12 protein-coding genes are annotated in these 13211 nt (G+C 66.6%); 2 read left to right on the forward strand and 10 right to left on the reverse strand.

All coding sequences use genetic code 11. The annotated features are described in order from the left end of the window. Positions 1 to 56: 56 nt before the first annotated feature. The 8 genes from AC5RU7_RS06985 to AC5RU7_RS07020 all read right to left on the reverse strand — a co-directional run bounded on the left by AC5RU7_RS06985 (position 57) and on the right by AC5RU7_RS07020 (position 8525). On the reverse strand, positions 57 to 155 hold the full coding sequence (locus AC5RU7_RS06985; protein WP_003792170.1) for a 30S ribosomal protein bS22: 99 nt from the start codon (positions 153 to 155) through the stop codon (positions 57 to 59). A gap of 151 nt (positions 156 to 306) precedes the next feature. Beyond that, positions 307 to 516, reverse strand: a complete 210-nt coding sequence (locus tag AC5RU7_RS06990) for a helix-turn-helix domain-containing protein (RefSeq protein WP_009356681.1) — start codon at positions 514 to 516, stop codon at positions 307 to 309. Between the two features lie 141 nt (positions 517 to 657). Further along, on the reverse strand, positions 658 to 1767 hold the full coding sequence (locus tag AC5RU7_RS06995; protein ID WP_494009993.1) for a 3-deoxy-7-phosphoheptulonate synthase: 1110 nt from the start codon (positions 1765 to 1767) through the stop codon (positions 658 to 660). 235 nt (positions 1768 to 2002) lie between these two features. After that, complete coding sequence (locus tag AC5RU7_RS07000; RefSeq protein ID WP_494051661.1) at positions 2003 to 3328, reverse strand: glycoside-pentoside-hexuronide (GPH):cation symporter; 1326 nt, start codon at positions 3326 to 3328, stop codon at positions 2003 to 2005. A gap of 114 nt (positions 3329 to 3442) precedes the next feature. Then, positions 3443 to 4900, reverse strand: a complete 1458-nt coding sequence (locus AC5RU7_RS07005; protein WP_494051662.1) for a rhamnulokinase — start codon at positions 4898 to 4900, stop codon at positions 3443 to 3445. Next, complete coding sequence (locus AC5RU7_RS07010; RefSeq protein ID WP_494051663.1) at positions 4897 to 6930, reverse strand: bifunctional aldolase/short-chain dehydrogenase; 2034 nt, start codon at positions 6928 to 6930, stop codon at positions 4897 to 4899. The genes AC5RU7_RS07005 and AC5RU7_RS07010 overlap by 4 nt, the downstream gene beginning before the upstream one ends. A 5-nt stretch (positions 6931 to 6935) precedes the next feature. Next, positions 6936 to 8102, reverse strand: a complete 1167-nt coding sequence (gene rhaI / locus AC5RU7_RS07015; RefSeq protein WP_494051664.1) for an L-rhamnose isomerase — start codon at positions 8100 to 8102, stop codon at positions 6936 to 6938. A gap of 75 nt (positions 8103 to 8177) precedes the next feature. Beyond that, positions 8178 to 8525 carry an L-rhamnose mutarotase gene (locus AC5RU7_RS07020; RefSeq protein ID WP_494051665.1) on the reverse strand — a complete coding sequence of 116 codons (348 nt, stop codon included), beginning with the start codon at positions 8523 to 8525 and terminating at the stop codon, positions 8178 to 8180. 146 nt (positions 8526 to 8671) lie between these two features. Here AC5RU7_RS07020 and AC5RU7_RS07025 point away from each other — a divergent pair, with 146 nt between their 5' ends. Next, positions 8672 to 9694: a LacI family DNA-binding transcriptional regulator gene (locus tag AC5RU7_RS07025; RefSeq protein WP_494051666.1), complete on the forward strand. Its 1023-nt coding sequence runs from the start codon at positions 8672 to 8674 to the stop codon at positions 9692 to 9694. A gap of 314 nt (positions 9695 to 10008) precedes the next feature. Then, entirely contained in the window at positions 10009 to 11196 is a 1188-nt protein-coding gene (locus AC5RU7_RS07030) for a Gfo/Idh/MocA family protein (protein ID WP_494051667.1), read from the forward strand. A gap of 23 nt (positions 11197 to 11219) precedes the next feature. Here AC5RU7_RS07030 and AC5RU7_RS07035 read toward each other — a convergent pair whose 3' ends face one another. Continuing rightward, on the reverse strand, positions 11220 to 12482 hold the full coding sequence (locus AC5RU7_RS07035; protein WP_494051668.1) for an MFS transporter: 1263 nt from the start codon (positions 12480 to 12482) through the stop codon (positions 11220 to 11222). A 91-nt stretch (positions 12483 to 12573) separates the two neighbouring features. Then, the gene (locus tag AC5RU7_RS07040) at positions 12574 to 13203 is read right to left on the reverse strand and encodes a Poxvirus protein I5 (protein ID WP_494051669.1); all 630 of its coding nucleotides are present in this window, start codon (positions 13201 to 13203) and stop codon (positions 12574 to 12576) included. Positions 13204 to 13211: the final 8 nt, after the last annotated feature.

The raw sequence follows: 13211 nt of genomic DNA on the forward strand, positions 1-13211 counted from the left end.
CAAAGAAATGCCCGCCGCCTGGAAGGCGACGGGCATTCACGCTGTTCGAAGTATTGCTACTTCTTGTTGCGGCGCTGGTGACGGGTCTTGCGAAGCAGCTTGCGGTGCTTCTTCTTGGCCATACGCTTGCGACGCTTCTTAATTACTGAACCCACGAAAGTTCCTTACAAACTAGATGCAGTACCTGCCTGCTGGAACGGGTCCGTGGACGAAGCTACGAACTGAACAACTGACAGATTCTTACAATGACGTAAATCGTTCCTTAACAGGGTACCGCCTATCCGGAGCGGCCTTTGACAGGCCTCCTCAGGCGGTCTCGGTGTGGCCCTCCACCACAGCACCCTTGAGGTACTGCTCGACGGCGTTCTCGGGGACCCGGTAGGAGCGGCCAAAGCGCACCGCGGGCATTTCGCCGGAGTGCACCAGGCGGTACACCGTCATTTTGGAGACGCGCATGACCTGGGCTACTTCAGCCACGGTGAGGAACTTCGCGTTGGAGAAGTTCTGTTCCGACATTTCCCTATTCCTTTGCTGACGGATGGACAACAGTGACCCCAGGTACATGCCAATGCGGTGTTCCGATGCTGAGCCATCCACCAACCACCTACCTAGATACTCTAGATGTTCCTGTGGCAGATGTGAAAGTAGTGCGCTCCCCTATTTCACCGCCCGGCGCTTCCGTGCAGACGCCGCCAACTGGTCCAGGACCGACGCGGTCACGTCCCACTCCATGCAGGCGTCGGTGACGCTCTGGCCGTACACCAGCTCGTCCCGGGCCGCCGCGTGCTCGGCAACATCCAGGTTCTGGGCCCCGCCCACCAGGAAGCTCTCCAGCATGACGCCGGCAATGGCCTGGGCGGAGGTGCCGCCGTCCTCAAGCTGTGCGCCGATTTCGAGCGCCACCTCTGCCTGCCGGTGGTGGCTCTTGCCGCTGTTGGCGTGGCTGGCGTCCACGATCAGCCGCGGGTTCAGCTGCTTCCCGGCCAGCTTCGCCGAGGCGGCTTCGACGTCGGCTGAAGAGTAGTTGGGGCCCTTCCGCCCGCCGCGCAGAATCACATGGGTGTCCGGGTTGCCGGCAGTGGCCACCAGCGCCGCCCGGCCTTCGCCGTCGATGCCCAGGAATGCCTGCGGCGCCGCGGATGCACCGCAGGCATCGATGGCCACCTGGAGGTCGCCGTCGGTCCCGTTCTTGAAGCCGATGGGCATGGACAGGCCGGACGCGAGCTGCCGGTGGATCTGGCTTTCCGTAGTGCGCGCCCCGATGGCGCCCCAGGAGATCAGGTCCGCCATGTACTGCGGGCTGATGGGCTCGAGGAATTCGGTGGCGGTGGGCAGCCCCAGGGCTGTGACCTGCTGCAGGAAGTGCCGGGCGGTCCGCAGGCCGGTGACCATGTCGTGGCTGCCGTCCAGCCGGGGATCGTTGATCAGGCCCTTCCAGCCCACGGTGGTGCGGGGCTTTTCGAAGTAGGTCCGCATGACGATCAGCAGGTCTGCCTTGTGCTTCTCGGCCTGGCTGACCAGCCGGCGGGCGTATTCCAGCCCTGCTTTGGGGTCATGGATGGAGCAGGGGCCCACGATGACCAGCAGGCGGTCGTCAACGCCGTCCATGATGGCGCGGACTTCATCGCGTCCGCGTTCGACGACGTCCGCCACGCGGGCGTCCAGGGGAAGTTCTGCGATGAGTTCGGAAGGGGCGGGCAGCGCAGTGAATTCGCTGACCCGCAGGTTCGAGGTGGATTTTGCGGCTGTTGCTGTTGCGGCGCTCATGTTCGGGTCCTGTTCCAGATGGGGAGCGGGCCCAGTTCAGAACCCGCCGGAGAAACGGCGAAGGGCAGAGAATGATCTCTGCCCTGTTGGCTCTGAAGGTGGTCGGATGCGTGTCAGTTAGACGCGGGCCCCTCGAGAGCCAACGAAAAATACGCATACCAACGGTTAGTCATGGGAAAGACCATAACCCCGCCGGACAGGACTGCAAAATCGGCTGCGTCACATTCCACCCCAGCTAGCGCGATTCCTGAAGGCCTGCCACCAGCTCCGCGTGCCTCTTATCGGTGAGGCGGTACCAGTACATTGCTGCCGCTGCTGCCAGGGTCAGTGCGCCGGGCAGCAGTCCCGCGGCGGCCCTGATGGCAAAGACGGCAGCGTCCGACTGCGCCGCAGCCGCTGACGCATAGCCGCCCCAGGCCAGGGAGAAGGCCACCACTCCCCCGCCGAAGCCCATGCCCAGCTTCCGGGTTGCCGCCAGGAGCGCATAGTTGATGCCCTGCACGCGCACGCCGGTCTTCCACTCGCCATACTCCACGGTGTCGGCAATCAGAGCCCAGGTCACAATGCCCACCGACGCGGACGACAGCATGGCCAGCACGATGCCTGCAACGGCAAGCCACGGCAGGGTTGCCGGAACCAGGAAGACCAGCAGGCCACCCAGTGCCCCGGTGCAGCCACCGGCCGCGTAAACAGCTTTCTTGCCCCACCGGGCCACGATGCGCGGCATCACGATGGCGAGCACCAGGGTGATGGCCACCTGCGCGGCCGCCATGACCGGAAACAGGTCCACCCGGGACAGGACATCGCGGAGGTAGAAGAACTGTGCGGCTCCGGTGGCGCTGGCACCGGTGACGAACAGCACCGAACTGACGCAGAGGACCACCAGCGGGGAATTGGCTTTCAGCGCGTCCACACTTTGGCGCAGCGTAATGCTGGGAACGCTGCCGGCGATCCGTTCCCGGCAGGCAATCCCGGTGAACGCGTACAGCCCTGACCCCACAGCCGCGAAAACCAGCGTCATGACCGTGAAGATCTGCTGCATGTCCCCGCCTGCGCCGAGCAGCGGGGCAACGAAGAAGCCAAGCGTTGCCCCCACCGACAGCCCGCCGATGGTCCGGGCCCCGGCCAGCCGGGCCCGTTCCCGCGGGTCCTGGGTCATTGCTCCCACCAGGCAGCCGTAGGGCACGTTCACCAGGCTGTAGGCCAGGCACACCAGGCCGTAGGTGCAGTACGCGTACAGCAGCTTCACCCCAGGGTCCGCGTCAGGGACGTGGAAAACCGCCGCACTGAGCAGGAGCGGAATGAAGCCGAACATCAGGTAGGGCCGGAATTTGCCCCACCGCCTGCTGTGCACGCGGTCCACGATGCGTCCGGCAGCAATGTCCGTGAAGGCGTTGAACACCCGCGCCACCACCAGCAGGGTCCCGGCGGCAGCGGCACCAATTCCTCCGACGTCCGTGTAATAGACCAGCAGGAACATGTTCGCGGTGCTGATAATCATGCTGTTGGCGGCGTCGCCGGCCCCGTAGCCCACAATGCCGAGCCTGCTCAGTTGTTTCATGTATCCCTGTCCCTGCGCCAGAAACCGTTTTCTCACGGCCGCAGAAAGGAACTTACCCCAGAATCGTCCGCAGAAACAGGAACCGCCGGATCCGTGGCGTTTGCCGGCGGGTTGCTACAGCCGTGTGAGCTGCGGGGCGAAGACCTGGAGCGGGCTGCTGGCCGCCACCAGGGCGCGCAGTTGGGCCAGGCCGCCGGTCACCGCGCCGGCCGCCCGAGCCTGGACCAGGACGTTGCCCAGGGCGGTGGCTTCAACCGGTCCGGCCACCACTTTCCGGCCCGTCACATCTGCTGTGAGCTGGCAAAGCAACTGGTTCTGCGAGCCGCCGCCCACCACGTGCACCACGTCCACTGCACTGTCCGCGAGCTTCTCGGCGTCGCGGATAGTCCTGGCATAGCCGGCGGCGAGGCTGTCCATGATGCAGCGGGTGATGGCCGCCGGATCGTCCGGTAACACCTCGCCCGTCCGGCGGACAGCGGCCCGGATCCGCTCCGGCATGTTGTCCGGGGCAATAAAGTACGGATCGTCCGGGTTGATCTGCGGTCCGCCCGGCGGCAGCGCCGCGGCAGCCTGGAGCAGCGCCGGAAGCTCGGGATGGAATCCCTCCGATGCCCAGGTCCGCTGGCATTCGCTGAGCAGCCAAAGGCCGCCCATGTTGCGGAGGTAACGGATGGTGCCGTCCACGCCGTGTTCGTTGGTGAAGTTCGCCGCGCGGCTGGCCTCGGTAAGGACGGGGTGCTTGAGCTCGAGCCCCACCAGGGACCAGGTGCCGGAGGAGATGTAGGCGAAGTCCTCTTCCTGGGCCGGGACGGCGGCGACGGCGGACGCGGTGTCGTGCGAGCCGACCGCCACCACCGTCGTGTACTGCGGCAGCCCCACCTGGCCGGCAATCTCCGGCAGCAGGGTTCCGAAGGTTTCCCCGGGCTGGATCAGCGGCGGGAACAAGTCCCGCCGCAGGTCCAGGGCAGCGAGGAATTCCGTGGCCCATTCCCCCGCCACGGCGTCGAACAGTCCCGTGGTGGAGGCGTTGGTAGCCTCTGTCCGCCGGACACCGGTGAGGAGGAAGGCGATCAGGTCCGGGATGAGCAGTGCCTGCAGGCCGTCCAGGTTCTTCTCGGTGGCGAGCTGGTAGATGGTGTTGAACTGCAGGAACTGCAGCCCGGTGGTGCCGTAGAGGCGGGCCGGGTCCAGTTTGCGGTGCACGGGTTCGACGGCGGCGCGGCTGCGGTCGTCGCGGTAGCTGAACGGCTGGGCCGTGAGCTCCCCGGCCGTGTTGACCAGCCCGTAGTCCACGGCCCAGGTGTCGATGCCGATGCTGGCAATCTTTTCGCCCTGCGCCGCGGCGGTGGTGGCCGCCGCCCGGAGCCCTTCAAGCACCTCGGCGAAGAGGGCGTCGAAGTCCCAGCGGAGGCCGCCGTCGATCTCCACCACGCCGTTGGGGAAGCGGTGGACCACCTCGAGCTGCACACCGCCGTTGCCGACCCGGCCCAGGATGACCCGGCCGGAGGAGGCGCCGATGTCGACGGCGGCAAACACGTTGCCGCCGTCGACATTCGAAATGTGCCCGCTCATCGCAGGAAGGCTGCGGCCACTCCGGCATCCACGGGGATGTGCAGGCCGGTGGTGTGCGACAGTTCGTTGCTGGTGAGCACGGCGGCGGCGTTGGCCACGTGCTCGGGCAGGACCTCGCGCTTGAGCAGGGTGCGCTGGGCGTAGTACTCGCCCAGCTTCTCCTCGTCCACGCCGTAGACCGCTGCGCGCTTGGCACCCCAGCCGCCGGCGAAGATCCCGGAGCCGCGGACCACGCCGTCGGGATTGATTCCGTTGACGCGGATGCTGTGCTCGCCCAGTTCGGCGGCGAGCAGGCGCACCTGGTGGGCCTGGTCAGCCTTGGTGGCGGAATACGCGATGTTGTTCGGGCCCGCGAACACGGAGTTCTTGGAGGAGATGTAGATGATGTCCCCGCCCAGGCCCTGTGCGATCATCACCCTGGCAGCGGCCTTGGCCACCAGGAACGAGCCCTTGGCCATGACGTTGTGCTGCAGGTCCCAGTCCTTTTCGGTGGTTTCCAGCAGCGGCTTGGAGATGGAGAGGCCGGCGTTGTTGACCACCAGGTCCACGCCGCCGAACGCCAGGACGGCAGCGTCGATCGCGGCAGCCACCTGCGCTTCGTCGGTCACGTCGGCCTGGACGCCGACGGCGACGTCGGAGCCGCCGAGCTCCTCGGCCACCTTCTGCGCGTTCTCAAGGTTGAGGTCGGCGATGACCACGCAGGCGCCTTCCGCGGCGAGGCGGGTGGCGATGGCCTTGCCGATTCCCGACGCCGCACCGGTCACCAGGGCGATCCGGGTGGCGTGGGACTTGGGCTTGGGCATCCGGGCCAGCTTGGCTTCCTCCAGCGCCCAGTACTCAATCCGGAACTTTTCGGATTCCTTGATCGGCGCGTACGTGGAGATGGCCTCGGCGCCGCGCATTACGTTGATGGCGTTGATGTAGAACTCACCGGCAACCCGGGCGGTCTGCTTGTTGGCGCCGAAGGAGAACATACCCACGCCCGGGACCAGCACGATGGCCGGGTCCGCGCCCCGCATCGCCGGGCTGTTTTCGTCCGCGTGGCGGTCGTAATAGGCCTGGTAGTCCTCGCGGTAGTCGGCGTGCAGCTCGTGCAGCCGGGCGATGGAGTCCTCCACCGAGGCGTCGGCGGGCAGGTCCAGGATCAGCGGCTTGACCTTGGTGCGGAGGAAGTGATCCGGGCAGGAGGTGCCCAGGGCGCCCAGGCGCGGGTGCTCGGCAGCTTCGAGGAAATCCAGGACGACGGCGTCATCGCTGAAGTGCCCCAGCTGCGGCTTGTCCGTGGAGGCCAGGCCGCGGATCACGGGTGCCAGGGCCGCGGCCTTGGCACGGCGCTCGGCCTCGGGCAGCGGACCGTAGCCGGGCAGCTTGGGCCCGAAGGGCTCGGCCTTGCCGTTCTCGCGGATGTACTTTTCGGCCTGGTCGATGATCCACAGCGAGTTCTGCTCGGCCTCCTCGCTGGTGGCGCCCCAGGCGGTGATGCCGTGGCCGCCAAGGATGGTGCCGACGGCCTGCGGGTTGGCGTCCTTGATCGCGGCGATGTCCAGGCCCAGCTGGAACCCGGGGCGGCGCCAGGGAACCCACACCACTTTGTTGCCGAAGATCTTGGTGGTCAGCGCCTCGCCGTCCACCGCCGTCGCGATTGCGATGCCGGAATCCGGGTGCAGGTGGTCAACATGCGCGGCGTCCACCAGTCCGTGCATGGCGGTATCGATCGAGGGGGCTGCGCCGCCCTTACCGTGGAGGCAGTAATCGAAGGCCGCCACCATCTCGTCCTCGCGGTCAACACCGGGGTAGGCGTTCTTCAGGGCGTTCAGCCGGTCCAGCCGCAGCACCGCGAGGTTTTCGGCCTTCAGGGTGCCCAGGTCCCCGCCTGAGCCCTTGACCCAGAGCAGCTGGACGTCCTCGCCCGTGACCGGGTCCTTCTCGGTGCCCTTGGCGGAGGTGTTGCCGCCGGCGAAGTTAGTGTTCCGCTTGTCCGCGCCCAGGCGGTTGGAGCGTGAGATCAGGTCTTCAACAGTCTTGTTCATGCTTCTTATGCGCCCCATCCGGCTTGCTGGCCGCCCACGCGGTCCTCGTTGATCTTCTTTTGGTAACCGCTGGCCTTAAAGGCGGCCAGCGGGTCCGCGGGCAGGCCGCGGGATTCACGCCACTCGGCCAACACAGGCCGGACGTCGGTGTAGAAGGCATCGTTGAAGATGCCGTTCGCAGCCAGGACGTCCCCGGCGCGCTGGGCCTCGTTCAGGGCGGCGGTGTCCACCAGCAGGGCGCGGGCGGTCATTTCCTGGACGTTCAGGACCGAGCGGATCTGGCCCGGAATCTTCTCTTCCAGGTTGTGGCACTGGTCCAGCATCAGGGCCACACCGGAGTCCTTGCCGTAACCGCCGCCACGGATGACCTCGTGCATGATGCGGAAGAGCTGGAACGGATCCGCAGCACCCACAATGAGGTCGTCGTCGGCGTAGAAGCGGGAGTTGAAGTCAAAGGACCCCAGCTTGCCCAGGCGCAGCAGCTGCATCACGATGAACTCGATGTTGGTGCCCGGGGCGTGGTGGCCGGTGTCCAGGCAGACAAACGCCTTCTCGCCCAGCGCCAAGGTCTGGGCATAGGAGGTGCCCCAGTCCGGAACATCGGTGTGGTAGAAAGCCGGCTCGAAGAACTTGTACTCCAGCACCAGGCGCTGCTCATCGCCCAGGGCGGCGTAGATCTCCTGCAGCGACTCGGCCAGGCGGTCCTGCCGTCCGCGCATGTCATCCTGGCCCGGGTAGTTGGTGCCGTCCGCCAGCCAGATCTTGAGGTCCTTCGAGCCGGTGGCGTGCATGATCTCGATGCAGTCCAGGTGGTGGTCGATGGCCCGTCGGCGGACCGCCTCGTTGGACGAGGTCAGCGAGCCGAACTTGTACTCGTCATCCTGGAAGGTATTGGAGTTGATGGTTCCCAAACCCACACCCATGCCGGCCGCGTATTCCTTCAGCGCGGCGTAGTCGTCCACCTTGTCCCACGGGATGTGCAGCGCCACCGAGGGAGCCAGGCCCGTCAGCTCGTGCACCTTTGCGGCATCGGCCAGCTTCTCCTGCACGGTCCGAGGGGTACCGGGCGTGCCGAACACCTTGAACCGCGTGCCTGAATTTCCATAGGCCCACGAAGGGACCTCGATGGCAAGCTCCCCGAGCCTGCCCAGCGCCGTTGCTACGTCATTCATGATGGTTCTTCCCGGTGTCTTGTTCTGTGGTCTGTTGGGTGCATCCCCGCTGCCGGGGCTGCCGCTTGCGGCGGTTCAGAAAGCGGGTGTTCCTGCTGCCGCAAGCTGGCTGTCGAGGTTGAAGACTTCTTCCAGGACCTGGAACCCTTCATCGGGCGCCTGGCCGGAGTCTGCAAAAAGCGTTGCCATTTCCGCTTGCCAGCGGGTGTTTACGTCGGTGAGGGCCATGCGTGCCCGGGCGGCGTCGAAGTCGTCGCACTCCACGTAACCCACCAGGAGCCCGTCCTCCCCCTGGAACAGGGAGTAGTTGTTCCAGCCGGCATCCTTCAGCGCGCGGAGCATCTCCGGCCACACGGCGGCGTGGCGCCGCTTGTATTCATCGGCCAACTCCGGCTTGATCGAAGAGCGGAAGCACACCCTCATCTGGAACTCTCCTGAACTCGCAAAACTTTGAATCGTTTCATTGTTACGATTCAAAGTACTCTTGAACCAGAGTAGGTGTCAAGCATTCGGGTCTGGCCGTTCATGGACCGGAATGCAGCGCACGCGGACCAGCAGCACGGAGAACCATGAACCGCTCAGCCAGCATCAAGGACGTCGCCACGCACGCCAGCGTGGCGGTGGGAACCGTTTCGAATGTGCTGAACTACCCGGACCGGGTGTCCGAGCGCACCAAGGAACGGGTTTTGAAGGCCATTGACGAGCTCGGCTTCATCCGTAACGACGCTGCCAGGCAGCTCCGGGCCGGGCACAGCCGTACCGTGGGGCTGATCGTCCTGGACGTCGGCAACCCCTTCTTCACCTCGGTGGTCAGGGCGGCGGAGGACGCCGCTGCCCTCCACGGCAGCGCCGTGCTGCTGGGCGACAGCGGCCACGACGCCGGCCGGGAAGCCAATTACATCGACCTGTTCCAGGAGCAACGGGTCCAGGGCCTGCTGATTTCCCCTGTGGGCGACGTGACCGAGAGGCTGGACCTGCTGCGCGAGCGCGGCGTGCCCACCGTCCTGGTGGACCGCCTGGCCGACGAGACCAAGTTCAGTTCCGTTGCAGTGGACGACGACGCCGGCGGGTACCTGGCAGCGCGGCACCTGCTGGACACCGGCCGCCGTCGGCTGGCCTTTGTGGGCGGCGCAACCTCCATCCGCCAAGTGGCCGACCGCCTGCAGGGGGCCGAGCGGGCCGTGAAGGAGGAGCCGGGCGCAACGCTAGAGGTGCTGACCTCGGAGGGCATGACCGTCCTGGCGGGCCGCAGCGTGGGCAACATGCTGGTGGAGCGCGGCAGGGACGATCTGCCGGAGGGCATCTTCTGCGCGAACGACCTCCTGGCCCTGGGAGTCATGCAGTCCCTGACCATGACGCACACGTTTCGGATTCCCGAAGACGTTGCGCTGATCGGCTATGACGACATCGACTTCGCCGCCTCCGCAGTGGTTCCACTCTCCTCCATCCGGCAGCCCACCGAGGCACTGGGGCGCACCGCCATCGAACTGCTGTCCGAGGAGGTGGAGTCGCAAAACGCCACCCACCGCTCCGTGGTTTTCACCCCCGAACTGGTGGTGCGCCAAAGCACAGCTTCCCCCGCAGCCGGATAAGTGCCGTGGTAGATGGCCGGCTTAACCCGCCCTGGGGCCCATAGGTGATAGCGCAAGTGCATGGGTTCGGCGCAGGTAGTCGGCTTCTCAGAAGCTAGACCACCTTACGGGCCAGGGTCAACCGCCATTTTTGAATCGTTACATCACTGGACGGCGGGATGGACTATGCCGCACACTTGAAGGCGGAAAGCGTTTGCCGCAGCCGGAGGCTCGAAGCCGACAACTCATGCCCTTGGGCGGAATGGAGAACCATGGGAATGCCAGCTGGCCCCCGCGTACCGGACGCACCGGAAGGAGCTCCGGCATCGCGAGAATTGCCTACCACAGCCGTTGCCGGCAAGGACGAGGCCCCCGCCCGCGTGGCTCTCGTGGGTGTCCATGGCTTTGGCACCCACCACCTCCGCAACCTTGAACGCCTCCAGGCGGCAGGCGCCGTCGAACTCGTGGCCGTAGCCGACCCGCAGCCGCCGGCACCCGGCTCCGTGCCGGCGTCGGCCGTTGTCTTTCCGGGGCTCGCTGAACTGCTGGCGGACACGCAGGGGCTGGACGTGATCATCGTTGCAACGCCCATCCAAACCCACGCCCCGCTGGCACTCGCCGCGCTGGCCGTTGAAGCCGACCTCTACCTGGAAAAGCCGCCGGTGGCCTCGCTCGCGGACTACATTACACTCCTCGACGCCGCCGCCGCCTCCGGCAGGAGCGTCCAGATCGGATTCCAAAGCCTCGGCTCGCACGCCCTCCGGGCCATCGAAGAGCTGGTGGCGGCCGGCACCATCGGCACCCTGCAGGGCATCTCGGCCACCGGCCGCTGGGTGCGCGACAAGGCGTACTACAAGCGCTCACGCTGGGCGGGAAAGCGCAGCATCAACGGCATCGACGTTGTGGACGGGGTGGCCACCAATCCCCTGGCCCACGCAGTGGCAACCGCGCTGCGGATTGCCGGCGCCCGCACCACGGCGGATGTGGCGTCCGTGGAAACTGAGCTGTACCGCGCGAACGACATCGAATCGGACGACACCTCCGTGATCCGGATCCGCACCGCATCCGGCCTGCCCATTACCTGCGCCCTCACCATCTGCGCCACCGAGTCCGTGGAGCCATACGTGACGCTCCAGGGATCGGCCGGAACAGCGGTCTTCCACTACACCGAGGACCGCCTCACCATCGAAACGGCGTCCGGCCGCACGGAGGAAACCTTCGGCCGGGACGACCTCACCGAGAACCTGCTGGCGCACCGGAACCACGGCGTTCCCCTGCTCAGCTCGGCGGTGGACAGCGGTGCCTTCATGCTGGTCCTGGAGGCGATCCGCACCGCGCCGGCGCCCGCCCCCATCGACGGCGCCTACGTCCGGTGGGAGGGCGAGGGCGAAGCAACCCACGCCGTGGTGGTCGACATTGAGGACGCGCTGGAACGCGCCGGCCGGCAGCATGCCACCTTCAGCGAACTGGGCTTGCGCTGGGCCGGGTCCTCCCCCACTTCGTTCGCCCTCCCTGCGTCCTGACTAGCCTTACTTCGGCGCCGCTTTTACAGGGTGCGGGACCGCCTGCCGTGCAGCCACAGCAGCAGGCCCACGACAACGGCGGACAGCAGGCCCAGCCCGCCTGTAACTACCAGTCCGGTGCGCACTCCGAATTGCTCTGTCAGCCAGCCCGCGAGGAGCCCTCCCAAGGCGTGTCCGCCCAGGAGTAGCGGCAGGTACAGCGCCATGACCCGGCCGCGGATGGCCGGGCCGGCCTCGAGCTGGACCGCGGTGGCGGCGCTGGTGAGGAAGAGGAGCGTCATGAGGCCCACCACTACCAGCATCGCCGTGAAGAGCAGCAGGTTGGGCATCAGGGCGGCAATAAGCTGGGACAGTCCAAAGAGGCCCGCCGCCGCCACGATGCCCTTGCGCCCCATGTTCCTGAGCCGGGCGGCAAGCAGTGCGCCGGTGAGCGCCCCGATGGCGCTGACGGTATTGAACAGGCCGAAGCCCGCCACGCCGTTGTGCCATACCCGGTCGGCGAAGGCTGCCAGGACCACCGGTCCGTTCATGCCGAAGGCACCTAGGAGCCCGGCCAGCAGAATCAGGAGCAGCAGGCGCGGCCGGTCCCGGACATAGCGGAAGCCCGCGAGGAGCTGCCCGCGGCCCCGTTCGGCAGGAGTGCCGGGATAAAGTTCCGAGGTCCGCATGCCGATGATCAGCCCTAGCACCAGTACGCCGATCAGGGCGTTGGCAGCGAAGGCGGCGGCCGGGCCGGCCTGGGCGATGAGTACGCCGCTGAGGGCAGGTCCCGCCATGGCTCCGAGCTGGGCCAGCGCGTTGTTCAGTCCGATGGCAGGCCGGAGGGCGGCGTCGCCCACTACCTCGTTCACGAACACCTGCCGGGCGGGCTGGTCAATGGCGGCGGTGATTCCCAGCGCAACGCAACTTGCATACACGGCCCAAACGGTGATGGAGCCGCTGGCTACCCATGCTGCCAGGCCCAGGGCGAGAAGCACGATCACGGTCTGGCAGACCATCATGATTCGGCGCTTGGGGTAGAGGTCCACCACCAGCCCGGCGAGGGGCCCCACCACCAGCATGGGAAGGAACTGCAGGGCGACGGCGACGCCCACGGCCGCCGGGCTCCCGGTCAGCTGCAGCACCAGCCAGTCCTGGGCCAGCCGCTGCATCCAGACGCCGGCGCTGCCCGCCAGCTGCATGCCCAGGAAGAGCCGGTAGTTGTGCTGCTTCAGCGGGTGGTACCAGCGGGCGGTACTTTCAGGCGGGTGGGTGGACTGTTCGGAACGCGGGCGTTCGGAAGGCACGTCGGGGACTCAACTCGATAGCTGGGAAGACTGGGGCAATGGTTCCGGCGCCGGCGGGAGGCCGGCGCCGGAATAGCTTGAAAACGGGCTCTCAGGCCCGGTGTGAGCGAAGCTTTACGGCGGCGGCCGCGAGGATCAACGTGCCGGGGACCACGACGAACAGTGCCGCAAGCATCCAGACGAAGACCACGGCGCCGAAGAGGGCGGCTCCCAGCAGAAGCGAGCCTGTCCAGTCTTTGAGGGACAACGCTTTTCCGGTTTCCAGCGCGGAGCGCCACGCGCTCTTGGCATCTGTGCCCGGGCCGCTGGAGTCGGACCAGGCGGCGGTGGTGCGCAGGAGCAGGATGGCGCCGCAGCCAGCCAGGAGCAGGGTTGCCGGCAGGACTACTTCCCGGCCGGGCAGCTGGCCCACCCAGGCCAACAGCAGGTTGAGGACAATCACGACGGCGGCTGCCGCGGTGATGAAGCCAAGCCTCCAGCTGCCGGGAAGGGCACCTTTGAACGTACCCCAGAGCCCGCGGACCGAATCGTCCCGGCCCGCGAGGTGCCGTTCCAGATGGGCGATCCCCGCCGCGTAGGCGGCGGGGATCGTGACCAGCGGAATGGACAAGACCAGCACCAGGACCCCTGCCAGGAGGGTCTCGGAGAACAACGCGAAGCGGTTTACCGGGACGGGTTCATGGTGGTCGGATGCGGGCCTGGTGCTGTCCATGATGCTCATTCCTGCCT

It is taken from the genome of Arthrobacter sp. K410C (assembly GCF_059090105.1).